The sequence below is a fragment of the Nesterenkonia haasae genome (assembly GCF_010119385.1).
GTDB classification, from domain to species: Bacteria; Actinomycetota; Actinomycetes; order Actinomycetales; family Micrococcaceae; genus Nesterenkonia; species Nesterenkonia haasae.
Window position 1 is genome coordinate 14,543 of the sequence record NZ_VFIE01000027.1, and the last position, 25,283, is coordinate 39,825.

Genomic DNA, 25,283 nt, shown 5'->3' on the forward strand with positions numbered 1-25,283 from the left:
TAGCGTCTACAGGCCAGAGTTCTTTCCGCCCCTGCGGAAAAAAGCGGCCAGGATGCCGTTGGCTGACATCCCGGAAAACACGCTTGGGGCTGAGTGCCATAGGCTAGGTGGCATGCGCAGGCGTCCGGAGAAGGTGGCCAATCTCCTCCTGCGCGCAGAGGGTTGGGTCACCGCGGGGTCTTTGGCGGACTCGCTCGGGGTGACACCCCGGAGTGTGCGTTCCTATATATCGCAGCTCAACGCGCGCAGTGGCGCGGTGACCGCCGTGGAGTCGGGCCCATTGGGCTACAGAGCAGATCGGGCAGTGTTGGCTGGGCTGCGCGAGGACTCTGAAAGTGCGACTCCACAGGACCGGGTGCATTCGCTGGTCCGCGAGCTTCTGGGAGCACCCTCGGGTATCGACATTCATCGGACTGCTGTCCGCCTGCATGTGTCAGAAGCCACGGTGGAAGCTGATCTCGTACGGGTGCGGGACCTGATTGGGGGCACCGAACTGAAGCTCCAGCGTGCTGGGCCCCGTGTGATGCTGGTCGGCGATGAACTCGCCCAGCGGCGTCTGGTGTCAAAGCTTGCCCATGAGGAAATGGACGAGGGCTTTGCCGATATGGCCAGCCTGCGCCGCACTATCGGACTGGAATCAATCGATCCGAAGTCATTCTCGCCGTTCAAACATGAACTCACCACCCGACTCGGTGAGCAGGGGTTCTACGTCAACGAGCTCGCTGTCTCTGATGTCATTCTCCATGTGGCGATCGCCGCAGACAGGGTGGCTCAGGGTCGCGCCCTGACAGGCACCCACGTGAACCCCTCAGCTCAGCAGAAAAAGTTCGCAGAGCTGCTCGATGTCCTGACGCTGAAACACTTCGGCACACGCGTGGGACTCGGCGACTTGCACCACTTGGCGTCTTTGATTCTGACTCGGGCGGTGACACCCAAAGGCGAGGCTCTCGAGGTGTCTCTGGACCCGCATATTGAGTGGGTCGTGCAAGAAGCTGTCCGGCACGCCTCAGAGGAGTACCTGGTCGACATCTTCCACGATGATTTTCTCCGTCGGCTCAGCCTTCACGTACAAAACCTTGTGCACCGGGCCAAGGAACAGGCCTGGTCCAGAAACCCGCTGACCCGTTCGCTCAAGGGCGCCTACCCGATGGTGTTTGAGGTGGCAGTTTCCATCGCTTCCGAGGTCGGCGATCACCTGCAACTGAGCCTCGGTGATGACGAGATCGCCTATATCGCAATGCATGTCGGTGGGAGATTGGAACGCAATCGACAGAGCGGCGCCGTGCTGACCGCCACCATCGTATGCCCCGGGTACTACGAGCTGCATGAGCTGCTGCGTTCGAGAATTGATCAGTCGCTCGGCTCCTCCGTGGAGGTCACCGCAGTGGAGACGGATATGTCTCCGGACTGGGCGGCCATCACCACCGACCTCGTACTTACCACAATCGATCCCCCAGTGCCTGATGAGCGGACGGTGCTGCTGCCTCCCTTCCTCACTGATGCTGATACTGAACGAATTGCAGCGGCAGCCGCCCGACGCCGCCGCACGCTTCGACTTGCCCGACTCCGGAGCGAGCTGGAGCACTACTTTCACCCGAGCGCGTTCGTTCGTCCCCTGCCTGCCCTAAAGGAACCTCAGGTGATCCGGGCCTTGGGAGCGCCACTCATTGAGCTGGGGGTGATCGATGAGGATTACATTGAGCGGGCTATCGCCCGTGAAGAGCTCTCATCCACTGCCTTCACTGACGCCTTGGCTGTTCCGCACGCGCTCAAGATGACCGCTGGGCGCACAGTGCTGTCAGTCGGCGTGGCAGAAAACTCACTGCGCTGGGGTGACACCCGGGTGCAGTTCGTTGTCCTGGTGGCTTTCAGCGAAGAGGACCGCGAGGCGTTTCAAACGGTTTTTGAGCAACTGGTGGAGGTGTTCAATGAACGCGACTCCGTCCAACGACTGCTTCGTCGCGGCACGAACTTCACGGACTTTCTTGATGAACTCACCGCGGTGATCGACGGCTGAATCACCCAGGACCAGATGGCGATCCCCAGGTCAGGTTTTGGAATAGGCCTGTTCTTGCATTTCTTCGATTTCACGGCCCTTGGTTTCCGGCACGTACTTCAGGACGAACACCAGACTGATCAGCGCGCTGACGCCGTAGAATGCGTAGGCGAATACCAGTGACAACTCCGCCATCTGTGGGAACAACGTGGAGATCAGGAAGTTTGATCCCCAGTTGAAGGCCGAGGCGACGCCCATCGCGACAGCCCGGATTCTGTTGGGGAACATCTCTCCGAGCATCAGCCACATAAACGGACCCCACGTGGCTCCGAAGCCGAGCACAAACACATTCGCTGAGACGAGGGCGATGATGCCCCATGGTTCCGGCAGTGACACCACAGTCTCCACATCACCAAATTCATTGGTGGTTGTGGATTCAACGGCTTGCGAGAAGGCCACAGCCATCATGAGCAGACCCGCTGCCATCACCCCGGAGCCGACTGCCAGTGGGATACGACGGCCAACTTTGTCCACGATCAGGATGCCCACGATAGTCGCCAGAATATTCACACTGGTGGTGATGACCTGGACCAGCAGCGCCTGGTCTTCAGCGATGCCGACTGCCTGCCACAGGGTAGTGGAGTAGTAGAAGATGACATTGATGCCCACGAACTGCTGGAACACTGCCAGGCCGATACCGACCCAGACGATCGGCATCAGCTTCCCGCCCACGAACAGGTCCTTGAGCTTCTGCCGAGCTTCAATGTTGATGGTGCGCTGGATGTCTGCGATCTTGGCTGCCACCGCGGAAGAGCCCTTGATGCCCACGACTTCGGTGAGGATCTCTGCGGCGTCGTCGTTCTTGCCGCGTGAGACCAGGTAGCGCGGAGACTCTGGAATGCTCAGCGCCAGCAGCCCGTAGACCAGCGCCGGGGCAGCCTCCGACAAGAACATCCACCGCCACGCATCCAGACCAAACCAGAGTTCCTCTGCTGCTCCACCGGCAATATTGGCAAAGAGCGCATTGGAGATCGCCGCCATGAAGATACCGGTGACGATCGCCAACTGAAACAGCGACCCTAGCCTTCCGCGCCAAGCACTCGGAGAGACTTCTGCGATGTATGCCGGGGCGATGACGGAGGCCATGCCCACACCGATGCCGCCGACGAGACGCCAGAAGATAAGGTCGTAGACGCCGAATACCAGTGCGCAGCCGACTGCGGAGAGGAAAAAGAGCGACGCCGCCAGCAGCATCGCCTTTTGCCGTCCCACTCGGTCTGAGATGACACCGCCACTGAATGCGCCGACCACACAACCGAGCAGCGCGCTGGAAACGCTGAACCCGCTCATCAGCGCTCCCAGTTCGAATTCTTCACGAATCGGGGCTACCGCTCCGTTGATCACTGCGGTATCAAATCCGAACAGGAAACCGCCGAAGGCGGCCACCATCACGATCCACGTGACAGCGCCGACGGCCGGCGATTGGGAGCTTGATGAACTCATGAGTTCGATGTCCTTCCAGGGTGAAGGTCTGGTCAATGTGTCGGCCGGTCAGGGGCCAACGAACATGTTCTTGGCAGATGAGGCGCGCCGCACCCGGCGCCAGGGGGATACTACCCGAGAAATGCACTCAGTATCTCGTTGACTAGGCGTTTCCCGTCATTGACGGGTGTCCTGGACCAGGGGCCTAAGGTGCGGGTTCACGCCGAGCGCGGGTTTGTCCGGCTCGAACTGCCAACTGATCCTCGTCCGGGTAGTCCACACGTTCCAAGACGAGACCCTGGGGTGGGGCGAGCCGGACACGTTCATCCCAGATCGGGTCAGACAGTCTGTCCATTAGCCAGCCTGGCTGACGGCGGCCTTCGCCGACGTCGATACATGCTCCGATCAGCGCACGGACCATATGGTGGCAAAAGGCGTCCGCAGTGATCAGAGCAGTGATCACCCCATCGGGTCCGCGGCTTATGGTGAATTCGGTGAGCTGACGAATGCTGGTGGCATGTTCGCGTGGTCTGCAGAAGCTTCCGAAGTCGTGCAGACCAAGGACGCTCGTAGCCTCAGCGTCCATGAGCAAAACGTGCAACTGCCCCGACGCCTGGAGTTTCCGTGATGGGCTCAGCCAGGCAGTGTCATGCCGCCGAAGCGGATCGCGTAGGTCAGGCCTGTCAGCGATCCGATAGGTATAGGTACGGCTCAGCGCGGAGAAGCGTGCATCAAAATCATCGCTCACTCGGCGCACCTGGTGCACAACCACTGCGCCATCTTCCCGGCCTAGGACACCGTTGAGCCGTTGCCGCATCGCTGTTTCTGGTGGGATGGCCCTCCCCCGGGCCAATGCGTCCCACTCCTCCGCGGTGAGGTCGAGGTGGAGAACCTGTCCGCGCGCGTGCACACCAGCGTCAGTGCGCCCGGCGACAACGACGGGGACCTCACGTCGAATGATGGTGGCAAGCGCCTCACGCAGCGTGCCTTCTACGGTTGGCTGTCCGGGCTGGTGTGCCCACCCTCTGTAGGCGTTGCCGTCATAAGCAAGGTCCAGGCGAACACGCATGGCATTACCCTATCTGGATCGTTGAGTGCGCAGTCCGTTGGGGTTCGGGCTCCAGCGCTAAGAACGCTTCGGCATTCTGCGTTAAACGTGTGCGGGGGCCCTGACCAAATGGTCAGGGCCCCCGCACATCTGTGTCTATTGAGGAGAACTACTTCTCTTCGTTTGACTCATCTGCGGCTGCTTCGGCTGCGACATCGTCAGTCTCGGTGTCGGCAGCCGACTCAGCTGCTGCGTCGTCGGAAGCCTCTGTAGCGGCTTCCGCTTCGACGGATGCAGTGTCGTCTTCGGTCACTACTGGCTCAGTCTCCTGAGCACTTGATGCGGCCGCCGTAGCGGACTCGGCGTCGCGGACGACCTGCTGCTTCGGGCTCACGGGCTCCATCACCAGCTCGATCACGGCCATAGGGGCGTTGTCGCCCTTGCGGTTGCCGATCTTGGTGATGCGGGTGTATCCGCCCTGACGCTCGGCCATGGCCGGAGCGATTACGGTGAACAGCTCGTGAACAATCGCCTGGTTGGTGGCGTTCTGCGCACTGATCTTGGCGACTACCTGGCGGCGGGCAGCAAGATCACCCTTCTTAGCTACGGTGATAAGCCGCTCAGCGTAGGGGCGAAGGCGCTTGGCCTTGGTGACCGTCGTGGTGATTGAACGGTGCTCAAAAAGGCTGGCGGCCAGATTCGCCAGCATCTGCTTCTCGTGCGCCGGGCTGCCGCCGAGGCGCGGTCCCTTTGTGGGGGTTGGCATGGTCTCTTACTCCTTGTAGAAAGCGCTCACCGTCTGAAGCGAACGAATGTCTGGTACCGGTGGCTCAGTTGGAGAACTGAGCGTCGGCCTCGTCGTCGTACTCGGCCTCTTCAGCAGCGAAACGGGCGGCCGTTGGGTCGAAGCCCTCAGGGGAATCCTTCAGCTGAAGGTTGTACTCAACGAGCTTCTCCTTGACCTCGTCGATGGACTTGGCACCGAAGTTCCGGATGTCCATCAAATCAGCCTCTGAGCGCGCGGTGAGCTCGCCAATGGTGTGGATGCCCTCACGCTTGAGGCAGTTGTATGAGCGCACCGTGAGCTCAAGGTCCTCAATAGGTAGGGCCATGTCAGCGGCCAGGGCAGCATCCGTCGGGGACGGGCCAATCTCGATGCCCTCAGCTGAGATGTTGAGTTCTTTAGCCAGACCGAACAGTTCCACCAGTGTGGAACCAGCCGATGCCAACGCGTCACGCGGAGCCATGGACGGCTTGGCCTCGACATCGATAGTCAGCTTGTCAAAGTCGGTGCGCTGCTCAACACGAGTTGCCTCGACCTTGTAGCTCACCTTTTCTACCGGAGAGTAGATGGAGTCGACCGGGATGCGGCCGATTTCCGAATCCTCCAGCTTGTTCAGGGCAGCGGAAACGTACCCGCGTCCACGCTCGATGGTGAGTTCCAGGTCCAGCCTGCCATCCTCGTTGAGGGTCAGCAGCTGCTGCGCGGGGTTGTGGAACTCCACACCTGCTGGTGGCGTGATGTCTGCTGCGGTGACCGGACCGGGTCCCTCTTTACGGAGGTAGGCGACAACCGGCTCGTCGTGCTCTGAAGACACGGAGAGCTTCTTGACGTTGAGCACCAGCTCAGTGACATCCTCTTTGGCGCCGGTGATGGTGCTGAACTCGTGGAGTACACCGTCGATCCGGATACTGGTCACTGCGGCACCGGGGATCGAGGACAGCAGCGTCCGCCGGAGGGAGTTACCAAGGGTGTAGCCGAAGCCCGGCTCGAGCGGCTCGATGGTGAAGCGTGAACGGTTCTCGTCGACGACTTCTTCAGTCAGCGTAGGGCGCTGTGCAATGAGCACTGGTCATTCCTTTCAGAGTGCGTCCGCTATATGACACATTCTTTTTTCAGTGGTCTGCCGAGGAGCGGCTCTGCTGTCGTACCTGGCAGCAGAGCCGCGCGTCGGCTTTGAAGGGCTTGGTAAAGGAAGCCGCGTTAGACGCGGCGGCGCTTCGGCGGACGGCAGCCGTTGTGTGCGCTGGGGGTGACGTCCTGGATGGAGCCGACCTCCAGGCCAGCGGCCTGCAGTGAGCGGATCGCGGTCTCGCGTCCGGAGCCGGGGCCCTTCACGAAGACGTCAACCTTCTTCATGCCGTGCTCTTGTGCTCGCTTGGCCGCCTGTTCGGCAGCCATCTGCGCGGCGAAGGGCGTCGACTTGCGGGACCCCTTGAATCCGACTTCACCGGAGGACGCCCATGAGAGCACCGCGCCGGTAGAATCTGTGATGGACACAATGGTGTTGTTGAAGGTCGACTTGATGTGAGCCTGACCCTGGGTGATGTTCTTTGATGCGCGGCGGCGCGGCTTGCGCGCCGCAGTACGACTCTTGGGGGGCATTGGAACTCCTGACTACTTCTTCTTGCCTGCGACGGTCTTCTTGGGGCCCTTACGGGTACGCGCATTGGTCTTGGTGCGCTGCCCGCGGACAGGCAGACCGCGACGGTGGCGCAGTCCCTCATAGGAGCCGATTTCGACCTTGCGGCGAATATCGGAGGAGACTTCGCGTCGAAGGTCGCCCTCAACTGTGAAGTTCCCCTCGATGTAGTCGCGCAGAGCGACCAGCTGCTCGTCAGTCAGGTCTTTAACGCGGGTGTTGCCGTCAACACCTGTGACCTCAATGACTTGTTCGGCGCGGGTGCGGCCCACGCCGTAGATATAGGTGAGTGCGATCACCGTGCGCTTTTCGCGCGGGATGTCGACACCAGCCAGACGTGCCATGCGGCAGTCCTCCTTGTGTTCTTCCGAAGGTCTGTGACAGCGCAACCCCAATGGGATCCAGCCTCGTGGTGAAGTTGGTATCCGGCGCCGGAGGGGGCGCCGTCATTGGGTCTCCGGCCTTCGGGAACCGGAGGTGTGCTCGCCAGCTCATTCGCGAGCTGCACTGCCATATCTGTATTGAGCTGTGTTTCTTGCAGGGCACGTCCTACGCCGTGAGGCGTGTGACGTTCAGCCCTGGCGCTGCTTGTGGCGCGGGTTCTTGCAGATCACGCGGACAATCCCACCACGGCGGATGGTCTTGCAATCCGAGCAGATCGGCTTGACACTCGGCTGAACCTTCATGTCGGTTCTCCTACTCTTGCTTACTTGTAGCGGTAGACAATGCGGCCGCGGTTCAGGTCATAGGGGCTCATTTCCACTACAACCCGGTCCTCGGGGAGGATGCGGATGTAGTGCTGGCGCATCTTGCCCGAGATGGTGGCCAGGACAACGTGGTCGTTCTCCAGCTTGACCCGGAACATTGCGTTGGGCAGGGCTTCAACCACCCGACCCTCTACTTCGATGACGCCTTCTTTTTTCCCCATACTCTCCACACAACGATCGCGATTCAGCTGACCACTTTCAGTGCAGAGCAAACTGCACGAAAAATGGGTCAGAGAATCTGGGCTTTTGCTTCAGAGCCTCGCGGGCACACAGGACCGCAGAGACAACCAACAAACGATACTACCTGAGTCAAGCCCGCCACGCCAATCTGCGCTGACTGGCCCCTCCTCAGGGGATCGGAACCGGAGTGACGCCAAGTGGTTCGAGCTCAGCTGCTCCGCCGTCGGGTGCGGTCAACACCCACACACCGTCTTGGTGCCGGCAGACCGAGTGTTCCCATTGGCTCGAACGCGCATGATCAGCGGTCACCACGGTCCAATTGTCGTCAAGGATCTCAGTTTCGATACTGCCGCGCACAAGCATTGGTTCGATAGCCAACGCCATGCCGGGTTTGATCTTTGCGCCCTTCATACCGGTCGCGTAGTTAAAGACGTCAGGCGGCAGGTGCATTGCTGAACCAATGCCGTGTCCGACGTACTCTTCTAGGATGCCCAATGGCTTACCGGGTTGGGAGGTGACGTAGTCCTCGATGGCGTCACCGATCTCACCGATGTGCTTGGCTGTTGCGAACGCTGCGATGCCCCGCCATAAAGCGGCTCGGGTGACTTCAGAGAGCCTTTCATCCTCCGGATCCGCGGTGCCTGATCCGCTGGAACCGAGAATCACAGTGCGAGCTGAGTCGGAATGCCAGCCTTCGATAATGCATCCCGCGTCAACTTTCAAGACATCACCTGGCTGTAGGACACGATCTCCGGGTATGCCGTGAACAACTTCCTCATTCACTGAGGTGCAGATATGTCCTGGGAATCCGTGGTAGTTCAAGAAGTTGGGTTTCGCTCCACGTTCAGCGATGAGATTGGCGAAAATCTCGTTGAGCTCATTGGTGGTCACTCCAGGAGATGCTGCAGCGACTGTTGCGTCGAGTGCCTCGCACAGTACAGATCCAGCCGCGTCCATATGCCGCAGCTGTCCCTCCGATTTCAGCTCAATGCGCCCTCGCGAAAACACTTAGGACTTCAGTGCTTCCATGATGCGCGCGTTGACCTCATCAACGGAGCCCAGACCGTCGACCTGCTTGACTAGGCCGCGCGTATTGTATTCATCAATCATCGGACGGGTCTCATTCTCGAAGAGCTCCAAGCGGCGGCGAATGACCGTCTCGTCAGCGTCGTCGTCGCGGCCTTCAGTTTCGGCTCTGTGCTTCAGGCGTTGGGTGAGCTCATCAGTGTCTGCTGTCAGTTCCAGGACTGCGTCCAGTTCCACGCCCAAGCGATCGAGGATCTCATTCAGCGTCGCCGCCTGTGTCCTGTTGCGTGGGTAGCCGTCGAGGAGGAACCCATCAGCCGCGTCCTCCCAGCTGAGGCGGTCCTCTACAAGGCGATTAGTCAGTGAGTCCGGCACCAAGTCCCCGGCATCGACGTAACCCTTGGCTTCCTTGCCCAGTTCAGTCTCACCCTTGATGTTGGCTCGGAAGATGTCACCGGTGGAGATTGCGACAATGCCTAGCTGCTGTGAGACGAGTTTCGCCTGTGTTCCTTTACCAGAACCTTGTGGTCCAACAATCAGCATTCGCGTCATCGCAGCAGCCCTTCGTAGTTGTGTTGTTCCATCTGTGCACTGATCTGTTTCACCGTAGTGAGCCCGACGCCGACCATGATCAGGATGGATGTGCCGCCGAACGGGAAGTTCTGGTCAGCCCCGATCAGCACGAAGGCTATGAGCGGGATGAGGGCGACGAAGCCTAGGTACAGCGAGCCTGGGAACGTAATGCGGCTGATGACGTAGGCCAGGTAACCCTCTGTGGGTCTACCGGCACGGATACCGGGGATGAAACCACCGTACTTGCGCATGTTCTCGGCTACTTCATTGGGGTTGAACGTAATCGACACGTAGAAGTACGTGAAGCCGACGGTCATGAGGAAGAAGGTGGCCATATAGACGGGGTGTGCGCCGTCGAAGTACTGGTTCAGGAAGACGAAGATTCCGGAAGGTTCCTCGCCGGGGGTCGGCTGGTTGAACTGCATAGCCACAGACGGCAGCATCAGGACCGAGGAGGAGAAGATCACGGGGATCACACCAGCCATATTCACCTTGATGGGAATGTAGGTGCTGGTTCCGCCGACTGTGCGCCGGCCTACTTGCTTCTTCGCATACTGTACGGGCACGCGGCGTTGGGACTGTTCCACGAAGACGATGGCTGCGATCAAGCACAGGCCGATGACGCAGATGGCGGTAAATACTCGCCAGTCCTGCTCGACCCAGATCTGGCGCATTGAGCCGGGGAAACCGGCAGCAATGGCGACAAAGATCAGGATGGACATACCGTTGCCGACACCGCGTTCAGTGATCTGCTCGCCGAGCCACATAATCATGGCCACACCGGTGGTCATCACCAGGATCATCAGCAGAATGACAGGCATGGAGTCGTCGGGAATGATCTCGCCGGGCTCGCAGCCCAGCAGGGCACCAGAGCGGGCCATCGTGACGAGCACTGTGGCGTTCAAAGTGGCTAGGGCCAGCGTCAGGTAGCGGGTGTACTGAGTGAGCTTGGCTTGACCCTGTGCGCCTTCGCGCTGGAGCGCTTCGAAGCGTGGGATGACCACTCGAAGAAGCTGCACAATGATTGCGGCCGTGATGTAGGGCATGATCCCCAGCGCGAAAACCGATACTTGCAGCATCGCGCCACCAGAGAACATGTTGACGAACGAATAGAGGCCGCCGTCAGTATTGCCGAGAGCGAGGCAGCGCTGCACTCCGTTGTAGTCCACGCCGGGTGCTGGAATGAATGCGCCGATCCGGTAGATCGTGATGATCCCTAGTGTGAATAGGATCTTCATGCGCAGATCAGGTGATGCGAACACCCTGGTTATTGCGCTGAACAAGCGTCCTCCTCTTTGGGCACGGCGATACTCGTGGGCCGACCACAGTCATTCATCCTACCCGCCGCAGCAGCGGGACAAGAATCGGGGTGAAACACGGTCAGCCCCCGCTTGTAAAGCGAGGGCTGACCGATGTATTTAGATGGTGATGATCATTCAGCAGCTGGAGCGTTCTTCAACGGCAGGGCCGTGACCGAACCGCCAGCGGCCTTGATCTTCTCTTCGGCAGATGACGAAAAGCCGTGGGCCTTTACGTTGACCGCTACTGAGATTTCGCCGGATCCGAGGATCTTCACTGGCTTGCCCTTACGAGCAACACCCTTGGCGATCAGATCTTCAGCTGTGACATCGCCACCGTCCGGGTAGAGATCGCCCAATTTGGTCAGATTGACCGGGGAGTACTCCACACGGAAAGGGCTCTTGAAGCCGCGCAGCTTCGGCAGGCGCATATACAGCGGGAGCTGTCCGCCTTCGAAGCCAGCGCGCACTGTGTTGCGAGCTTTTGTTCCCTTAGTGCCTCGACCTGCCGTTTTACCCTTGGAGGCTTCGCCTCGGCCCACGCGCTGGCGAGCCTTCTTGGAGCCACGGGCTGGCTTCAGGTCGTGCAGCTTCAGGACCTCTGACTCGGCAGAATTGTTCTCTGCCATCACTTGGCCTCCTCAACTTTGACAAGATGCTTCACGGTGTTGAGCATGCCCACCGTGACGACATCGGCATCACGGACCACAGTGTGGCCAATGCGCTTCAGACCCAAGGAGCGCACAGTCTCCCGGTGCTTTGGCTTAGTGCCGATCGTGGATTTGATCTGGGTGATCTCGAGTTTCGCTTCAGAAACCTTGAGATCCTTTGCAGTGGTGTACTGGACATCAGTTGCCATGGTCATGCACCTGCCTTCTGCGCACGGGCCTCACGGTCTGCGGCCATAGTCCGCAGCATGGGAGCCGGGGCCACCTCGTCGAGCGCTTTGCCGCGGCGTGCCGCCACAGCTTCTGGCTCTTCGAGCTGCTTCAGAGCGTCGATGGTGCCGTGAACGATGTTGATCGCGTTCACAGAACCCATGGACTTGGTCAGCACGTCATGAATGCCGGCGCATTCGAGGACGGCGCGGACCGGGCCTCCGGCGATCACACCGGTACCTGCGGATGCTGGACGCAGCAGCACGACGCCGGCTGCATCCTCACCCTTGACCAGGTGCGGGATGGTCGAACCGACGCGAGGGACGCGGAAGAAGCTCTTCTTGGCTTCTTCGACACCCTTAGCAATGGCAGCCGGAACTTCTTTGGCTTTGCCATAGCCCACGCCGACAGTGCCGTCGCCGTCGCCTACCACTACGAGAGCGGTAAAGCTGAAGCGTCGGCCACCTTTGACGACCTTAGACACACGGTTGATGGTCACGACGCGCTCAAGGAACTTGTCCTTCTCTTCGTCACGGCCACCACGGCCACGTCCCTCACCGCGTCCACGTCCACGACCGCGGCCTTCGCCACGACCGCCACGTTCACCTCGGCGGGAGTCGTTCTTCTGGTCACCAGCTGCCTGAGTCTGACCGGCAGCCTCAGCGTTGGTGTTCTCGTTGGACTCAGTCACCTGAACGTCCTTCTCGTTAGTTGCGTTCTCACTCACAGCTTCAAACCGCCTTCCCGTGCGCCGTCTGCGACAGCGGCCACGCGACCGTGGTACTTGTTGCCGCCGCGGTCGAAGACCACTGCCTCGATGCCAGCCGCCTTGGCGCGTTCGGCGATCATCTCGCCGACCTTTTTGGCCTTGGCGGTCTTGTCACCGTCGAAGCTGCGCAAGTCAGCTTCCATGGTGGTGGCGGAGACCAGAGTTTTGCCTTCGAGGTCGTTGACGACCTGAGCCACCATATGGCGGGCTGAGCGGTTGACCACCAGGCGTGGGCGCTCTGGGGATCCGTGGACCTTCTTACGCAGGCGCAGGTGGCGCCGGCCGCGGGCAGCGGACTTTGACTTGCCCTTGATACCGATAGCCATGGTTTACTTACCTGCCTTTCCGGCCTTGCGGCGAATCTGCTCGCCTTCGTAGCGCACGCCTTTACCCTTATACGGGTCAGGCTTACGCAATTTGCGGATGTTCGCGGAGACCTCGCCGACCTGCTGCTTGTCGATTCCAGAGACTGCCAACTTATTGGCACCCTCAACGGTGAAGGTGATGCCTTCAGGCGCTGCAACCGGGACCGGGTGGGAGTAGCCGAGGGCAAACTCGAGGTCGTTACCCTTCGCCTGCACGCGGTAACCGGTGCCGACAATTTCGAGCTTCTTGGTGAAGCCCTCAGTGACGCCGATGATCATATTGTTGATGAGGCTTCGGGTCAGGCCGTGCAGGGAGCGGGCTTCGCGTTCGTCGTTGGGACGGTGAACCGTGATGGTTCCGTCCTCGATCTCGACGGTGATGCCCTCAGCAAGCGTGCGGCTGAGCTCTCCCTTCGAGCCTTTGACGCGAATATCGCGGCCATCGAGGCTGACCTCGAGACCGGAGGGGACGGTGATCGGAAGACGACCGATGCGTGACATAGTGCTCAGACTCCTTCCGGGTTACCAGACGTAGGCGAGGACTTCCCCACCTACACCCTTCTTGCCAGCCTGCCGGTCAGTAAGCAGACCGGAGGATGTGGACAGGATGGCGATGCCCAGTCCGCCCAAAACATGGGGCAGATTGTTGGACTTCGCGTAGACGCGGAGGCCAGGCTTTGAGATGCGCTTCAGGCCAGCGATCGAACGTTCACGGCTCGGACCAAATTTGAGGTCGACGATTAGCGTCTTACCAACCTCGGCCTCCTCTTCGCGCCAATCAGTGATGTAGCCCTCGGCCTTGAGGATGTCAGCGATGCGCACTTTGAGCTTGGAGCTCGGCATCGAGACCTGGTCATGGAATGCCGAGTTGGCGTTGCGCAGACGAGTCAGCATGTCTGCGACTGGATCAGTCATTGTCATATGGGGCTTTTACTCTTCCTCGACGTGGTTTCCGAGCTCCGGAGCAGCGCTCTGGTGCACGGACCTGCGGCGTAGTGATTACTGGTTGCTCTTGAACGGGAAGCCCAGTGCGCGCAATAGCGCCCGGCCCTCGTCGTCGGTGGTCGCGGTGGTCACTACGGTGATGTCCATTCCGCGTGGACGGTCGATCTTGTCCTGATCGATCTCGTGGAACACTGCCTGCTCGGTGAGCCCGAAAGTGTAGTTGCCGTTACCGTCGAACTGGCGATCGCTGAGCCCTCGGAAGTCGCGAATACGTGGCAGCGCCAGAGTGACAAGCCGGTCCACAAACTCCCACATCCTGTCACCACGAAGCGTGGTGTGGGTGCCGATCGGCTGGCCTTCGCGCAGTTTGAACTGGGCAATGGATTTCCGTGCTCGGGTGACCTTGGGCTTCTGACCGGTGATTTTAGTCAGATCCTCGATCGCACCCTGGATGAGCTTGGAGTCTCGTGCGGCTTCACCGACACCCATGTTCACCACGACTTTGACCAAACCGGGCACCTGCATGACGTTTGTGTATCCAAACTCGTTCTGCAGCGAGTCGCGAATCTCTTCGCGGTACTTATTCTTCAAGCGAGGGGTGATCTTCACTGCGGTCTCGGTCATGACAGCTCCTTCCCGGAGGCCTTGGCGTAGCGGACCTTTTTGACTTCGCCGTCTACCTCGTCGAATCGGTAGCCCACACGAGTCGGCTTCTCGGTCTCCGGGTCCACCACGGCCACATTTGAGATGTGGATGGAGGCCTCGGACTCGACGATGCCGCCTTCGTTTTGGCCGAACTGACCGGCACGCAGGTGGCGCTTCATGCGGTTGACTCCTTCAACGATCACACGATCGTTCTTAGGGATCACCTGCAGCACTTTGCCCTGCTTGCCTTTGTCTTTTCCGGTGAGAACCTGGACTAAGTCGTCTTTTTTGATCTTGGCCATGGTTACAGCACCTCCGGTGCGAGGGAGACGATCTTCATAAATCTCTTATCGCGAAGTTCACGACCAACGGGCCCGAAGATACGGGTGCCGCGTGGTTCTGGGGTGTCGCCTTTGAGGATGACAGCGGCATTCTCATCAAAGCTGATGTATGAACCGTCTGTCCGGCGAGTCTTCTTGCGTGTACGAACGACGACGGCCTTGACGACCTCGCCCTTCTTCACGTTACCGCCGGGAATGGCGTCCTTAACAGTGGCGACGAATGTGTCACCAATACCTGCATAGCGGCGTCCGGAGCCACCGAGCACGCGGATGACAAGGATCTCCTTGGCACCGGTGTTGTCGGCGATCTTCAGCCGCGATTCCTGCTGAATCACGTGTCTTCTCCTGTCGTCCTACTGGTCCTCGTGCATGCTGCGCGAGCCTGGTGGAACATCTAGATTTCTGGATGCTCCCCCGCCGCTTTCCCACACACCATGGCTCATACGAGCAACCTATTTGGTGGATGGCCGAGGCGGCTTTGGGGGACATGCGCTGTCCGTGGCGGAGAAAAACTACGCACACGGGCGCACAACTACAACAGTCTACACACAGAAGGCCCGGAACCCAACTTGGAGTTGGAGATCCGAGCCTTCTGTGTTGGTGAAACAATCAGCGACTGAATGCCTGAGCTGACTCTCTCAGCGGCAGAAGCACCAGTCGGATGGATCACTTGGCCTTTTCGATGACCCTCACCAGACGCCAGCGCTTAGTTGCAGAGAGCGGGCGGGTTTCAGAGATCAAAACGGTGTCTCCGATCCCGGCTTCCTGGTTCTCGTCATGCGCTTTGAACTTCGAGTGCCGCTTCATCACTTTCCCATACAGGGAGTGCTTACGACGGTCCTCGACCTCTACCACAATTGTCTTCTCCATTTTGTCGGAGACGACGACGCCGCGCAGGTTTTTGCGGTAGTTGCGCTCAGCAGAGGTGTGGTCCTTGTTCCGCTGAACGGCCTCAGTAGTGTTTTCACTCATGCCGAATCCTCCTCGGTCTCTTCAGCCTCAGCAGGGACACCCACTGATTCACGGATGCCGAGCTCGCGCTCGCGCAGCACAGTGTAGATGCGTGCGATGTCGCGCTTGACGGCCTTCAGGCGAGCCGAGTTCTCCAGCTGGCCGGTGGCGGACTGGAAGCGCAGATTGAACAGCTCTTCCTTTGCTTCACGGAGCTTAGTGCCCAGTTCGGCGTCGTTGGACTCTGCCAACTTCTCAGTGGTCAGGTCTTTTGTTCCAACTGCCATGATCATTCACCACTCTCTCGGCTGATCACGCGTGCCTTCATCGGCAGCTTGTGGATTGCCAGACGGAGTGCCTCTTTCGCGACCTCTTCGCTGACACCGGACAGCTCGAACATCACACGTCCGGGCTTGACATTGGCGACCCACCATTCGGGTGAACCCTTGCCGGAGCCCATGCGGACTTCAGCAGGCTTCTTGGTCAGCGGGTGGTCCGGATAGATGCTGATCCAGACCTTGCCACCACGCTTGATATGGCGGGTCATAGCAATACGTGCCGACTCAATCTGCCGGTTGGTCACGTAGGCAGGGCTCAGCGCCTGGATGCCGTATTCACCAAAAGTGAGCTCTGTGCCACCTTTGGCCATACCACCGCGCTTGGGCTTGTGGGGTTTGCGGTACTTGACGCGCTTAGGCATCAACATCAGTTCTGCCCTCCTTCAGCGGCAGGTGCTGCGGCGGTCTCTGGTGCTGCACCGTCACGGCCGCGTCCGGCACCGCGACGACGACGATCGCCGCCGCCTGCGCCGCCGCGTCCACCACGGTCTCCACCGCGGCCACGGCCGGAAGGCTGGGCTGCCTGCTGAGCAGCCAGTTCCTTAGCGGTCAGGTCACCCTTGTAGACCCAGACCTTGACACCGATTCGGCCGAAAGTCGTCTTGGCCTCGTGCTTGCCGAAGTCAATGTTGGCGCGCAGGGTGTGCAGGGGCACGCGTCCTTCGCGGTAGAACTCCGAACGGGACATCTCGGCTCCGCCGAGGCGACCGGCGCATTGGATACGGATACCCTTTGCTCCGGACCGCATGGCCGAGGAGATGGCCTTCTTCATGGCACGGCGGAAGGCCACGCGGGCTGCAAGCTGCTCAGCTACGCCCTGCGCTACCAGCTGAGCGTCCGTCTCGGGGCTCTTCACCTCGAGAATGTTGAGCTGAATCTGCTTCTTGCTGAGCTTTTCCAGTTCACTGCGGATGCGGTCTGCTTCCGCGCCGCGTCGACCGATCACGATGCCCGGACGCGCAGTGTGGATGTCTACGCGGACTCGGTCACGAGTACGTTCGATTTCGACCTTTGAGATGCCGGCGCGCTCAACGCTCTTTTCCAGCAGCTCACGAATCTGAACATCTTCCTTGACAAAGTCCTTGTAGCGCTGACCCGGTTTCGTGGAGTCGGCGTACCAGTGCGAGACGTGGTCAGTGGTGATGCCCAGACGGAAACCATTGGGGTTGATCTTCTGTCCCACTACTGATCCCCACCTTTCTCTTCTGTGCCGACCACGATGGTCACGTGGCTGGTGCGCTTATTGATCCGGAACGCGCGTCCTTGTGCACGGGGGCGGAACCGCTTCATGGTCGGCCCCTCGTCAACACGTGCTTCGGTGATGAAGTAATCGTCCTCATTGAAGGCGACTCCGTCTTTGTCGGCGTGCTGCCGGGCGTTGGCCATGGCGGATGCGACCACCTTGTACACCGGCTCCGATGCGCCCTGGGGGGCGAACTGGAGGATGGCCAGTGCTTCGTTGGCCTGCTTGCCGCGGACAAGGTCGACGACGCGACGGGCCTTCATAGGCGTCGCGCGCACATAGCGCGCAATTGCCTTGGCTTCCATTGCTTTCCTTCTCTCGTCTTCTCTAGAGGTTCAAGCCCCGCGTCAGCGGCGCTTGCCCCTCTTGTCGTCCTTCACATGTCCGCGGAAAGCTCGGGTCGAGGCAAACTCGCCGAGCTTATGGCCCACCATCGACTCGGTGATGAACACGGGGATGTGCTTACGTCCGTCATGCACGGCAATGGTGTGGCCGAGCATGTCCGGGATGATCATGGAACGGCGGGACCAGGTCTTGATGACGTTCTTGGTGCCCTTTTCGTTCTCAGACTGCACTTTGAGGTACAGATGCTGATCAACGAAGGGGCCCTTCTTCAGGCTGCGTGGCATGTTTCCAGGCTCCTATCGCTTGTTCTTCGTTCGACGGCGACGCACGATGAGTTTGTCGCTCTCTTTATTCGGGCGGCGGGTGCGGCCTTCTGGCTTGCCGTTGGGGTTGACCGGGTGACGTCCACCTGAGGTCTTGCCCTCGCCACCACCATGTGGGTGGTCTACAGGGTTCATCACCACACCGCGGACGGTTGGGCGGACACCCTTCCAGCGCATACGGCCGGCCTTGCCCCAGCTGATATTGGTCTGCTCAGCGTTGCCGACCTGACCAATAGTTGCGCGGCACCGGACGTCAACGTAACGCACCTCACCTGAGGGGAGACGCACCTGCGCGTACCGGCCTTCACGAGCCACCAGCTGGATTGAGGCGCCAGCGGAACGACCGAGTTTGGCGCCTCCGCCCGGGCGGAGCTCTACAGCGTGGATGACCGTACCAATCGGGATGTTCCGAAGCGGCAGGTTGTTGCCCGGCTTGATGTCAGCATTAGCGCCGGACTCGACAACTGCACCCTGGACCAGCTTGGCCGGTGCCAGGATGTAGCGCTTTGTTCCGTCTGCGAAGTGCAGCAGGGCGATGCGGGCTGTGCGGTTGGGGTCGTACTCGATGTGTGCGACCTTGGCGGGCACACCGTCACGGTCCGAGCGGCGGAAGTCGATCAGACGGTACTGACGCTTGTGTCCACCGCCCTTGTGCCGTGTGGTGATTTTGCCCGAGCTGTTGCGGCCACCTGTTTTGTGCAGGGGCTTCAGCAGAGACTTTTCCGGAGTGTCCCGGGTAATCTCAGCAAAGTCGGCCACCGATGAGCCGCGTTGGCCCGGGGTGTTCGGCTTGAGATTGCGAATAGCCATGTGTTTTTACTCTTCCTCGATCAAGTGGTTCCGGCTGCGCTAGGCAGCGGATCCTCCGAAGATGTCGATTGCTTGGCCCTCTTTGAGAGTCACGATTGCGCGCTTGGTGTCGTTGCGCTTGCCCCAGCCGAAGCGGGTGCGGCGTCGTTTACCAGCACGGTTGACAGTGTTGACCCTGTCGACCTTGACGCTGAAGATCTGCTCTACAGCCGACTTGATCTCGGGCTTGCTGGCCCCAGTGGCAACGAGGAAGGTGTACTTCCCCTCGTCAATGTTGTTGTATGACTTCTCAGAGATCACCGGGGCGATGATGACGTCGCGCGGGTTCTTTTCCGTCAGGACGCTCATTTGGCCTCCTCCTTCGTGCTGCTCTGGGCCTTGGCCAAGAACGCGTCGTAGCCGGCCTGCGTAAAGACGAGATCGTCGGAGACGAGGACGTCGTAGGTGTTCAGCTGATCGGCATAGAGGGCGTGAACCTCAGGAAGGTTCCGAACTGACAAAGCGGTGATGTCATCATCGCGGTCAATGATGACCAGCCAGTTGCGGTTGCGACCTCCAAGAGAGGCCAGAGCCTCTTTGGCTGCCTTAGTGGAAGCCTTCTCTGTGACCAGTGCGTCGATGACGTGAATACGTCCGTGGCGCGCCCGGTCAGAAAGCACTCCGCGCAGGGCAGCTGCCTTCATCTTTTTGGGGGTGCGCTGAGCATAGTTGCGGGGCTGCGGCCCGTGGACTACACCGCCACCGATCATGTGCGGGGCGATCATGGAACCCTGACGGGCGCGGCCTGTGCCCTTCTGGCGGAACGGCTTTGCCGTGGTGCCAGAGCGCTCGGCGCGAGTCTTGGTTTTGTGAGTGCCCTGCCGGGCAGCTGCCTGCTGGGCGACGACAACCTGGTGGATCAACGCGTTGTTGGTTTCAACGTCGAAGATCTCTGCTGGGAAGTCGACCGATACCTTGGAGCTCATGGGATCATGCTCCCTTCACTGCGGTGCGGACGAGGATGACTCCGCCTTTGGGGCCGGGGACTGCGCCTTTGATGAGCAGCAGGTTCTTCTCGGCGTCCACGGCGTGGAGAGTCAAGTTGTGTGTGGTGTGGCGGACGTTGCCCATGCGACCAGCCATGCGGAGGCCCTTGAAGACGCGTCCGGGAGTGGCTGCACCACCGATTGAACCGGGCTTACGGTGATTCTTGTGCTGACCGTGCGAGGCCCCGACACCAGAGAATCCGTGGCGCTTCATAACGCCGGCGAAGCCCTTGCCCTTAGTCGTGCCAATGACGTCGATCTTCTGACCGGCTTCAAATGTCTCAACCGACAGGTCTTGTCCGAGCTCGTACTCGGCAGCATCTGATGTGCGAATCTCGACCAGGTGGCGACGCGGAGTCACACCTGCTTTGTCGAAGTGTCCAGCCATTGGCTTGGTGACCTTGCGCGGATCGATCTGGCCATAGCCAATCTGAACGGCGCTGTAGTCGTCAGTCTCAGCCGTACGGACCTGGGTGACGACGTTGGAATCGGCCTGGATAACAGTGACTGGAACGAAGTTGTTGTTCTCGTCCCAGACCTGGGTCATGCCGAGCTTCGTGCCCAGCAACCCTTTGACGTGAGTGTCTACGCGGGAAATGTTGGTCATAGTTCTCTCAGCACCCCCTTCTAGAGCTTGATCTCGATGTTGACGTCAGCTGGCAGGTCGAGGCGCATCAGTGAGTCGACAGCCTTGGGCGTCGGGTCAACGATGTCGATCAGACGCTTGTGGGTGCGCATCTCGAAGTGCTCGCGTGAGTCTTTGTACTTGTGCGGTGAACGAATCACGGTGTAGACGTTTTTCTCAGTCGGAAGCGGCACTGGGCCGACGACTGTGGCGCCTGCACGGGTCACCGTGTCGACGATCTTCCGGGCGGAGGTGTCGATGACTTCGTGGTCATACGACTTCAGCCGGATGCGGATTTTTTGTCCCGCCATGGCGATGAGCCCTCTTTCTGACTTGGCTTGCAATACGTCCTCGAATCAGCCAGGCCATATCTGTGGCTGGACGCAGCGTCCCAGAAAGAGTTGTCAAACACCTTCTGCAGTTATGGCCTGACCAGACAGCGCGAATCCGAGTATTCTCGGGGTGCTCTCACTGTTGGCGTCCGGTCCACGCGGTCGGGCGTGTCGCTTCAATGCTCTGGGCACAGCAACACCCGTGTGGTCTCGGGATATTATCTGAGTAGTTCGGCTCGTGGGCATAGTGCACCGCGAGCAACTTGTCTATACTGTCATGCTGCTGCGCATCTGGCAAGTCGGTGCATTTGGCCCAGGGTCATGCCAGCAAAAAGGCCCCGACACCGAAATGGTGCCGAGGCCTTTCGCTACGCTACTTGTCGATCAGGCGAGGATCTTTGTGACCTTACCGGATCCGACGGTGCGCCCACCCTCACGGATGGCGAAACCGAGTCCGTCTTCCATGGCGATCGGCTGGATGAGCTCGACGGTCATCTCGGTGTTGTCACCGGGCATCACCATCTCTGTGCCCTCGGGCAGCTCAATTACGCCGGTCACGTCAGTTGTACGGAAGTAGAACTGCGGACGGTAGTTGGTGTAGAAGGGGTTGTGACGGCCACCCTCGTCCTTGGACAAGATGTAGACGTTGGCCTCGAACTTGGTGTGGGGAGTGATCGAGCCGGGGGCTGCCACTACCTGACCGCGCTCGACGTCGTCACGCTTCAGACCGCGAAGCAGCAGTCCACAGTTCTCGCCGGCCCAAGCCTCGTCCAGCTGCTTGTGGAACATTTCGATACCTGTGACGGTCGTCTTCTGCTTGTCACGAATACCGAGAATCTCAACCTCAGAGTTGATCTTCAGAGTGCCGCGCTCGGCGCGACCGGTGACCACGGTGCCACGGCCGGTGATAGTGAAGACGTCCTCGATCGGCATGAGGAACGGCTTGTCCTTGTCACGCTCGGGCTCGGGGATGAACTCATCGACTGAGTCCATGAGCTCTTCAACGGTCTTGACCCACTCAGCGTCGCCTTCGAGGGCTTTCAAACCTGAAGTGCGAACGACTGGAGCGTTGTCTCCGTCGAATTCCTGCTCTGAGAGCAGCTCACGAACTTCCATCTCTACCAGGTCGAGAAGCTCTTCATCATCCACCATGTCGGACTTGTTCAGTGCCACCAGCAGGCTGGGCACGCCAACCTGGCGAGCCAGGAGAACGTGCTCGCGAGTCTGCGCCATTGGGCCGTCAGTAGCGGCCACCACGAGGATTGCGCCGTCCATCTGTGCGGCACCAGTGATCATGTTCTTCACATAGTCCGCGTGACCTGGAGCGTCGACATGTGCGTAGTGACGCTTGTCGGTCTGGTACTCCACGTGGGAGACGTTGATGGTGATGCCGCGCTCGCGCTCCTCAGGAGCGTTGTCGATCCCGGCGAAGTCCTTGGCCTCATTGAGGTCAGGAAACTTATCAGCGAGCACCTTTGAAATCGCGGCAGTCAGCGTGGTCTTGCCGTGGTCGACGTGACCGATGGTGCCGATGTTCAGGTGCGGCTTAGTCCGCTCGAACTTTGCCTTAGCCACAGGTTCCTCCTATAGAACGTGGTTTGAGTCAGTAAGACTTTATTCAGGCACAGGGGTGTCCCAGGCTGAAACTTTCGCAAGTCTACTCACTTCACGGGTTTTGGTGAAATTCAGTTGTGCACGCCGAAGCTACTCGCCGCGGCTCTTTTCGATGATTTCTTCAGCCACTGCCTTCGGCACCTCTGCGTAGGAGTCGAAGGACATGGTGAACACTGCGCGGCCCTGTGTGCGGGAGCGAAGCTCGCCGATGTAGCCGAACATCTCGGACAGTGGTACCAGCGCCTTGATGACCTTCACCCCAGCTGCCTCATCCATGGACTGGATTTGGCCACGGCGAGAGTTGAGGTCACCGATGACATCGCCCATGTACTCTTCGGGAGTACGGACTTCGACCGACATCATTGGCTCGAGCAGTACAGGGTTGGCCCGGCGTGCGCCTTCCTTGAACACCTGGGATCCGGCGAGTTTGAACGCCATTTCCGAGGAGTCGACGTCGTGGTATGCGCCGTCAACAAGTTCAGCCTTGACTCCCACCATGGGGTAGCCGGCGAGGATGCCGAGTCCCATGGCGTCTTGGATGCCTGCATCAACCGACGGAATGTACTCGCGTGGGATTCGTCCACCAGTCACCTGGTTAGCGAACTCGTAGAGTTCACCTTCCGCGGTGTCCAATGGCTCGAAGTTCACGAGCACCTTGGCGAACTGTCCCGAACCACCAGTCTGTTTCTTGTGCGTGTAGTCAACCTTCTCCACACGCTTCTTGATGGTTTCGCGGTACGCCACCTGAGGCTTGCCCACGTTGGCCTCGACTTTGAACTCGCGACGCATGCGGTCCACCAGGATATCCAGGTGGAGTTCGCCCATGCCGCCGATTTCGGTCTGGCCGGTCTCGTCGTTCTGCGTGACCGTGAACGTCGGGTCCTCGGCTGCAAGCTTCTGGATGGCCGTGGAGAGCTTCTCCTGGTCACCCTTGGACTTCGGCTCAATGGCCACGGAGATCACAGGCTCCGGGAAGGTCATCGATTCCAGCACGATCTGGTCATTCGGATCGCAGAGGGTGTCACCAGTGGTGGTGTCTTTGAGCCCGATAACCGCGTAGATGTGACCGGCTTGAATCTCCTCGACCGGATTCTCCTTGTTGGCGTGCATCTGGAAGAGCTTTCCGATGCGCTCCTTTTTGCCCTTCGTGGAGTTCACAATCTGCGCGCCTGCCGACAGCTTGCCGGAGTAGACACGGATGAATGTGAGCTGACCGAAGAAGGGGTGGGAGGCGATCTTGAAGGCCAACGCCGAGAACGGCTCGTCCTTGCGGGGACGTCGAGTCAGGATCTCGTCCTCATGGTTGGGCTTGTGCCCCTCCATGGCTTCGACGTCTGCTGGGGTCGGCAAGTAGTCGATGACAGCGTCGAGCATCGGCTGGACACCGCGGTTCTTGAATGCGGAGCCACAGAATACTGGGTAGGCAGCGGAGGCGACGGTGAGCTTACGGACGCCTTCCTTGAGCTCGTCGTTGGAGATCTCTTCACCTTCGAGGTACTTGTTCATCAGCACATCGTCAGCTTCGGCGACCTGCTCGACGAGCGTGTTGCGGTACTCCTCAGCGCGCTCTTTCAGGTCCTCTGGGATCTCCTGAACCTCATATTCAGCACCCATGGTCACGTCACCCTTGGCATCGCCAGGCCAGACCAGGGCCTTCATCTGCAGCAGGTCGACAACACCGACAAAGTCATTCTCTGCACCGATCGGCAGCTGCATCACCAGCGGTGTTGCACCCAGACGGGATTTGATCGTATCCACGGTGTAGTAGAAATCGGCACCGAGCTTGTCCATCTTGTTGACGAAGCAGATGCGGGGCACGTTGTATTTGTCAGCCTGGCGCCAGACAGTCTCAGACTGCGGTTCCACGCCTTCTTTGCCGTCGAAGACGGCGACAGCGCCATCGAGGACCCGCAGGGCACGCTCCACCTCGACGGTGAAGTCCACGTGTCCGGGGGTATCGATGATATTGATCTGGTTGTCGCCCCAGAAGCAGGTCACCGCGGCGGAGGTGATCGTGATGCCGCGCTCTTTTTCCTGCTCCATCCAGTCCGTCGTCGACGCACCGTCGTGGGTTTCACCGATCTTGTGGTTCATGCCGGTGTAGAACAGGATGCGTTCTGTTGCGGTGGTCTTCCCAGCATCGATGTGGGCCATGATGCCGATGTTGCGGACCTTCTTGAGGTCAGTGAGCACCTCTTGTTGTGCCACGGTGAATTCCCCTATTCCTTATTACCAGCGGTAGTGGGCGAATGCCTTGTTGGCCTCGGCCATCTTGTGGGTGTCCTCGCGGCGCTTAACTGCAGCACCCAGGCCGTTGGAGGCATCGAGGATCTCGTTCATCAGGCGGTCGGTCATCGTTTTTTCACGGCGGTCTTTGGCGTAACCGACCAGCCAGCGCAGCGCGAGAGCAGTGGCGCGGCCCGGCTTAACCTCGACGGGCACCTGGTATGTGGCACCGCCTACGCGGCGTGAACGCACTTCGAGTGCGGGGCGGACATTGTCCATTGCGGTCTTGAGTGAGTCCACCGGGTTTTCGCCGGTCTTCTTTCCGACACCGTCAAGTGCGCCGTAGACAATGCGCTCTGCCGTTGACTTCTTGCCGTCGACGAGCACCTTGTTGATCAGCTGCGTGACCAGTGGCGAACCGTGGACTGGGTCCTGGACGAGTGGGCGCTTAGGCGCGGGTCCCTTGCGAGGCATTACTTCTTCTCCTTCTTAGCACCGTAGCGGCTGCGAGCCTGGCCACGGCCCTTGACGCCCTGAGTGTCGAGGGCACCGCGGACAATCTTGTAGCGGACGCCGGGGAGGTCTTTCACACGGCCACCGCGAACAAGCACGATCGAGTGCTCCTGCAGGTTGTGGCCCTCACCGGGGATGTATGCGGTGACTTCCACGCCGCCACCGAGGCGGACACGTGCCACCTTACGCAGCGCGGAGTTCG

The 25,283-nt window shown here is 59.8% G+C and carries 36 protein-coding genes; 1 reads left to right on the top strand and 35 read right to left on the bottom strand.

Annotation, left to right across the window (positions count from 1 at the left end; translation table 11 throughout):
* The first annotated feature begins 112 nt into the window (after positions 1 to 112).
* Positions 113 to 2,017, top strand: coding sequence for a BglG family transcription antiterminator (locus tag FH975_RS13950; protein WP_153078037.1), 1,905 nt, complete (start codon positions 113 to 115; stop codon positions 2,015 to 2,017).
* Between the two features lie 30 nt (positions 2,018 to 2,047).
* Here FH975_RS13950 and FH975_RS13955 read toward each other — a convergent pair whose 3' ends face one another.
* From FH975_RS13955 to rpsL, 35 genes are all read right to left on the bottom strand, one after another.
* The gene (locus tag FH975_RS13955) at positions 2,048 to 3,499 is read right to left on the bottom strand and encodes a sugar porter family MFS transporter (protein WP_162321875.1); all 1,452 of its coding nucleotides are present in this window, start codon (positions 3,497 to 3,499) and stop codon (positions 2,048 to 2,050) included.
* Positions 3,500 to 3,683: 184 nt separating this feature from the next.
* Positions 3,684 to 4,547: a tRNA pseudouridine(38-40) synthase TruA gene (gene truA / locus FH975_RS13960; protein ID WP_162321876.1), complete on the bottom strand. Its 864-nt coding sequence runs from the start codon at positions 4,545 to 4,547 to the stop codon at positions 3,684 to 3,686.
* Positions 4,548 to 4,695: 148 nt separating this feature from the next.
* The gene (gene rplQ / locus FH975_RS13965) at positions 4,696 to 5,292 is read right to left on the bottom strand and encodes a 50S ribosomal protein L17 (protein ID WP_162321877.1); all 597 of its coding nucleotides are present in this window, start codon (positions 5,290 to 5,292) and stop codon (positions 4,696 to 4,698) included.
* Positions 5,293 to 5,356: 64 nt separating this feature from the next.
* Complete coding sequence (locus tag FH975_RS13970; RefSeq protein ID WP_162321878.1) at positions 5,357 to 6,376, bottom strand: DNA-directed RNA polymerase subunit alpha; 1,020 nt, start codon at positions 6,374 to 6,376, stop codon at positions 5,357 to 5,359.
* A gap of 134 nt (positions 6,377 to 6,510) precedes the next feature.
* A complete protein-coding gene (rpsK, locus tag FH975_RS13975) occupies positions 6,511 to 6,912 on the bottom strand; it encodes a 30S ribosomal protein S11 (protein WP_153078032.1) in 402 nt (133 codons plus the stop codon).
* A gap of 12 nt (positions 6,913 to 6,924) precedes the next feature.
* Positions 6,925 to 7,293 carry a 30S ribosomal protein S13 gene (rpsM, locus tag FH975_RS13980; protein ID WP_153078031.1) on the bottom strand — a complete coding sequence of 123 codons (369 nt, stop codon included), beginning with the start codon at positions 7,291 to 7,293 and terminating at the stop codon, positions 6,925 to 6,927.
* Between the two features lie 228 nt (positions 7,294 to 7,521).
* Entirely contained in the window at positions 7,522 to 7,635 is a 114-nt protein-coding gene (gene rpmJ, locus FH975_RS13985; protein WP_119902503.1) for a 50S ribosomal protein L36, read from the bottom strand.
* A 20-nt stretch (positions 7,636 to 7,655) separates the two neighbouring features.
* The gene (infA, locus tag FH975_RS13990; protein ID WP_119902502.1) at positions 7,656 to 7,877 is read right to left on the bottom strand and encodes a translation initiation factor IF-1; all 222 of its coding nucleotides are present in this window, start codon (positions 7,875 to 7,877) and stop codon (positions 7,656 to 7,658) included.
* Between the two features lie 187 nt (positions 7,878 to 8,064).
* Positions 8,065 to 8,904, bottom strand: coding sequence for a type I methionyl aminopeptidase (map, locus tag FH975_RS13995; protein ID WP_162321879.1), 840 nt, complete (start codon positions 8,902 to 8,904; stop codon positions 8,065 to 8,067).
* Positions 8,905 to 9,474: an adenylate kinase gene (locus FH975_RS14000; RefSeq protein ID WP_162321880.1), complete on the bottom strand. Its 570-nt coding sequence runs from the start codon at positions 9,472 to 9,474 to the stop codon at positions 8,905 to 8,907.
* Positions 9,471 to 10,778, bottom strand: a complete 1,308-nt coding sequence (secY, locus tag FH975_RS14005) for a preprotein translocase subunit SecY (RefSeq protein ID WP_153078028.1) — start codon at positions 10,776 to 10,778, stop codon at positions 9,471 to 9,473. The genes FH975_RS14000 and secY overlap by 4 nt, the downstream gene beginning before the upstream one ends.
* Before the next feature lie 149 nt (positions 10,779 to 10,927).
* Positions 10,928 to 11,422 (bottom strand): 50S ribosomal protein L15, encoded by a 495-nt coding sequence (rplO, locus tag FH975_RS14010; protein ID WP_153078027.1) that lies wholly within the window; start codon positions 11,420 to 11,422, stop codon positions 10,928 to 10,930.
* Positions 11,422 to 11,652 (bottom strand): 50S ribosomal protein L30, encoded by a 231-nt coding sequence (gene rpmD / locus FH975_RS14015; RefSeq protein ID WP_407938638.1) that lies wholly within the window; start codon positions 11,650 to 11,652, stop codon positions 11,422 to 11,424. The genes rplO and rpmD overlap by 1 nt, the downstream gene beginning before the upstream one ends.
* A 2-nt stretch (positions 11,653 to 11,654) precedes the next feature.
* Complete coding sequence (gene rpsE / locus FH975_RS14020; protein WP_138253437.1) at positions 11,655 to 12,398, bottom strand: 30S ribosomal protein S5; 744 nt, start codon at positions 12,396 to 12,398, stop codon at positions 11,655 to 11,657.
* Positions 12,395 to 12,766 (bottom strand): 50S ribosomal protein L18, encoded by a 372-nt coding sequence (rplR, locus tag FH975_RS14025; RefSeq protein WP_153078025.1) that lies wholly within the window; start codon positions 12,764 to 12,766, stop codon positions 12,395 to 12,397. The genes rpsE and rplR overlap by 4 nt, the downstream gene beginning before the upstream one ends.
* Positions 12,767 to 12,769: 3 nt before the next feature.
* Complete coding sequence (rplF, locus tag FH975_RS14030; protein WP_162321881.1) at positions 12,770 to 13,306, bottom strand: 50S ribosomal protein L6; 537 nt, start codon at positions 13,304 to 13,306, stop codon at positions 12,770 to 12,772.
* A gap of 21 nt (positions 13,307 to 13,327) precedes the next feature.
* Positions 13,328 to 13,726 (bottom strand): 30S ribosomal protein S8, encoded by a 399-nt coding sequence (gene rpsH, locus FH975_RS14035; protein WP_138253434.1) that lies wholly within the window; start codon positions 13,724 to 13,726, stop codon positions 13,328 to 13,330.
* A gap of 78 nt (positions 13,727 to 13,804) precedes the next feature.
* Complete coding sequence (gene rplE / locus FH975_RS14040) at positions 13,805 to 14,374, bottom strand: 50S ribosomal protein L5 (protein ID WP_153078024.1); 570 nt, start codon at positions 14,372 to 14,374, stop codon at positions 13,805 to 13,807.
* Positions 14,371 to 14,697: a 50S ribosomal protein L24 gene (gene rplX / locus FH975_RS14045; RefSeq protein ID WP_138253432.1), complete on the bottom strand. Its 327-nt coding sequence runs from the start codon at positions 14,695 to 14,697 to the stop codon at positions 14,371 to 14,373. Before rplX ends, rplE begins: the two co-directional genes overlap by 4 nt.
* 2 nt (positions 14,698 to 14,699) lie before the next feature.
* Entirely contained in the window at positions 14,700 to 15,071 is a 372-nt protein-coding gene (gene rplN, locus FH975_RS14050; RefSeq protein WP_153078023.1) for a 50S ribosomal protein L14, read from the bottom strand.
* A 331-nt stretch (positions 15,072 to 15,402) separates the two neighbouring features.
* A complete protein-coding gene (rpsQ, locus tag FH975_RS14055) occupies positions 15,403 to 15,708 on the bottom strand; it encodes a 30S ribosomal protein S17 (RefSeq protein ID WP_153078022.1) in 306 nt (101 codons plus the stop codon).
* Positions 15,705 to 15,974, bottom strand: a complete 270-nt coding sequence (rpmC, locus tag FH975_RS14060) for a 50S ribosomal protein L29 (protein ID WP_153078021.1) — start codon at positions 15,972 to 15,974, stop codon at positions 15,705 to 15,707. Before rpmC ends, rpsQ begins: the two co-directional genes overlap by 4 nt.
* Before the next feature lie 2 nt (positions 15,975 to 15,976).
* Positions 15,977 to 16,393, bottom strand: a complete 417-nt coding sequence (rplP, locus tag FH975_RS14065; RefSeq protein ID WP_153078020.1) for a 50S ribosomal protein L16 — start codon at positions 16,391 to 16,393, stop codon at positions 15,977 to 15,979.
* Positions 16,393 to 17,208, bottom strand: a complete 816-nt coding sequence (rpsC, locus tag FH975_RS14070; protein WP_153078019.1) for a 30S ribosomal protein S3 — start codon at positions 17,206 to 17,208, stop codon at positions 16,393 to 16,395. The genes rplP and rpsC overlap by 1 nt, the downstream gene beginning before the upstream one ends.
* Positions 17,208 to 17,573, bottom strand: coding sequence for a 50S ribosomal protein L22 (gene rplV / locus FH975_RS14075; RefSeq protein ID WP_138253427.1), 366 nt, complete (start codon positions 17,571 to 17,573; stop codon positions 17,208 to 17,210). Before rplV ends, rpsC begins: the two co-directional genes overlap by 1 nt.
* 42 nt (positions 17,574 to 17,615) lie before the next feature.
* Positions 17,616 to 17,897: a 30S ribosomal protein S19 gene (rpsS, locus tag FH975_RS14080; protein WP_138253426.1), complete on the bottom strand. Its 282-nt coding sequence runs from the start codon at positions 17,895 to 17,897 to the stop codon at positions 17,616 to 17,618.
* Between the two features lie 12 nt (positions 17,898 to 17,909).
* Positions 17,910 to 18,746 (bottom strand): 50S ribosomal protein L2, encoded by an 837-nt coding sequence (gene rplB / locus FH975_RS14085; protein ID WP_153078018.1) that lies wholly within the window; start codon positions 18,744 to 18,746, stop codon positions 17,910 to 17,912.
* A 39-nt stretch (positions 18,747 to 18,785) separates the two neighbouring features.
* The gene (gene rplW / locus FH975_RS14090) at positions 18,786 to 19,094 is read right to left on the bottom strand and encodes a 50S ribosomal protein L23 (protein WP_153078017.1); all 309 of its coding nucleotides are present in this window, start codon (positions 19,092 to 19,094) and stop codon (positions 18,786 to 18,788) included.
* Positions 19,091 to 19,711, bottom strand: coding sequence for a 50S ribosomal protein L4 (gene rplD, locus FH975_RS14095; RefSeq protein ID WP_138253423.1), 621 nt, complete (start codon positions 19,709 to 19,711; stop codon positions 19,091 to 19,093). The genes rplW and rplD overlap by 4 nt, the downstream gene beginning before the upstream one ends.
* 4 nt (positions 19,712 to 19,715) lie before the next feature.
* Positions 19,716 to 20,378, bottom strand: a complete 663-nt coding sequence (gene rplC, locus FH975_RS14100) for a 50S ribosomal protein L3 (protein ID WP_153078016.1) — start codon at positions 20,376 to 20,378, stop codon at positions 19,716 to 19,718.
* Between the two features lie 20 nt (positions 20,379 to 20,398).
* Positions 20,399 to 20,707, bottom strand: coding sequence for a 30S ribosomal protein S10 (gene rpsJ / locus FH975_RS14105; protein WP_119902480.1), 309 nt, complete (start codon positions 20,705 to 20,707; stop codon positions 20,399 to 20,401).
* 405 nt (positions 20,708 to 21,112) lie between these two features.
* Complete coding sequence (gene tuf, locus FH975_RS14110; protein WP_153078015.1) at positions 21,113 to 22,303, bottom strand: elongation factor Tu; 1,191 nt, start codon at positions 22,301 to 22,303, stop codon at positions 21,113 to 21,115.
* A 129-nt stretch (positions 22,304 to 22,432) separates the two neighbouring features.
* The gene (gene fusA, locus FH975_RS14115) at positions 22,433 to 24,550 is read right to left on the bottom strand and encodes an elongation factor G (RefSeq protein ID WP_328821903.1); all 2,118 of its coding nucleotides are present in this window, start codon (positions 24,548 to 24,550) and stop codon (positions 22,433 to 22,435) included.
* 21 nt (positions 24,551 to 24,571) lie between these two features.
* Positions 24,572 to 25,042, bottom strand: a complete 471-nt coding sequence (gene rpsG / locus FH975_RS14120; RefSeq protein WP_153078014.1) for a 30S ribosomal protein S7 — start codon at positions 25,040 to 25,042, stop codon at positions 24,572 to 24,574.
* Positions 25,042 to 25,283, bottom strand: a 242-nt coding sequence (rpsL, locus tag FH975_RS16685; RefSeq protein WP_235928755.1) for a 30S ribosomal protein S12, incomplete at its 5' end; no start/stop codon positions are given. The genes rpsG and rpsL, both read right to left, overlap by 1 nt.

Coding starts and splice junctions, on each gene's coding strand:
- FH975_RS13950 (WP_153078037.1), top strand. CDS start 113: ATGCGCAGGCGTCCGGAGAAGGTGGCCAATCTCCTCCTGCGCGCAGAG.
- FH975_RS13955 (WP_162321875.1), bottom strand. CDS start 3,499: ATGAGTTCATCAAGCTCCCAATCGCCGGCCGTCGGCGCTGTCACGTGG.
- truA (WP_162321876.1), bottom strand. CDS start 4,547: ATGCGTGTTCGCCTGGACCTTGCTTATGACGGCAACGCCTACAGAGGG.
- rplQ (WP_162321877.1), bottom strand. CDS start 5,292: ATGCCAACCCCCACAAAGGGACCGCGCCTCGGCGGCAGCCCGGCGCAC.
- rpsK (WP_153078032.1), bottom strand. CDS start 6,912: ATGCCCCCCAAGAGTCGTACTGCGGCGCGCAAGCCGCGCCGCCGCGCA.
- rpsM (WP_153078031.1), bottom strand. CDS start 7,293: ATGGCACGTCTGGCTGGTGTCGACATCCCGCGCGAAAAGCGCACGGTG.
- rpmJ (WP_119902503.1), bottom strand. CDS start 7,635: ATGAAGGTTCAGCCGAGTGTCAAGCCGATCTGCTCGGATTGCAAGACC.
- infA (WP_119902502.1), bottom strand. CDS start 7,877: ATGGGGAAAAAAGAAGGCGTCATCGAAGTAGAGGGTCGGGTGGTTGAA.
- FH975_RS14000 (WP_162321880.1), bottom strand. CDS start 9,474: ATGACGCGAATGCTGATTGTTGGACCACAAGGTTCTGGTAAAGGAACA.
- rplO (WP_153078027.1), bottom strand. CDS start 11,422: ATGGCAGAGAACAATTCTGCCGAGTCAGAGGTCCTGAAGCTGCACGAC.
- rpmD (WP_407938638.1), bottom strand. CDS start 11,652: ATGGCAACTGATGTCCAGTACACCACTGCAAAGGATCTCAAGGTTTCT.
- rplR (WP_153078025.1), bottom strand. CDS start 12,766: ATGGCTATCGGTATCAAGGGCAAGTCAAAGTCCGCTGCCCGCGGCCGG.
- rplF (WP_162321881.1), bottom strand. CDS start 13,306: ATGTCACGCATCGGTCGTCTTCCGATCACCGTCCCCTCCGGTCTCGAG.
- rpsH (WP_138253434.1), bottom strand. CDS start 13,726: ATGACAATGACTGATCCAGTCGCAGACATGCTGACTCGTCTGCGCAAC.
- rplE (WP_153078024.1), bottom strand. CDS start 14,374: ATGACCGAGACCGCAGTGAAGATCACCCCTCGCTTGAAGAATAAGTAC.
- rplX (WP_138253432.1), bottom strand. CDS start 14,697: ATGGCCAAGATCAAAAAAGACGACTTAGTCCAGGTTCTCACCGGAAAA.
- rpsQ (WP_153078022.1), bottom strand. CDS start 15,708: ATGAGTGAAAACACTACTGAGGCCGTTCAGCGGAACAAGGACCACACC.
- rpmC (WP_153078021.1), bottom strand. CDS start 15,974: ATGGCAGTTGGAACAAAAGACCTGACCACTGAGAAGTTGGCAGAGTCC.
- rplP (WP_153078020.1), bottom strand. CDS start 16,393: ATGTTGATGCCTAAGCGCGTCAAGTACCGCAAACCCCACAAGCCCAAG.
- rplV (WP_138253427.1), bottom strand. CDS start 17,573: ATGGAAGCCAAGGCAATTGCGCGCTATGTGCGCGCGACGCCTATGAAG.
- rpsS (WP_138253426.1), bottom strand. CDS start 17,897: ATGCCACGCAGCCTGAAGAAGGGCCCCTTCGTTGATCAGCATCTGTAC.
- rplB (WP_153078018.1), bottom strand. CDS start 18,746: ATGGCTATTCGCAATCTCAAGCCGAACACCCCGGGCCAACGCGGCTCA.
- rplW (WP_153078017.1), bottom strand. CDS start 19,094: ATGAGCGTCCTGACGGAAAAGAACCCGCGCGACGTCATCATCGCCCCG.
- rplD (WP_138253423.1), bottom strand. CDS start 19,711: ATGAGCTCCAAGGTATCGGTCGACTTCCCAGCAGAGATCTTCGACGTT.
- rplC (WP_153078016.1), bottom strand. CDS start 20,378: ATGACCAACATTTCCCGCGTAGACACTCACGTCAAAGGGTTGCTGGGC.
- rpsJ (WP_119902480.1), bottom strand. CDS start 20,707: ATGGCGGGACAAAAAATCCGCATCCGGCTGAAGTCGTATGACCACGAA.
- rpsG (WP_153078014.1), bottom strand. CDS start 25,042: ATGCCTCGCAAGGGACCCGCGCCTAAGCGCCCACTCGTCCAGGACCCA.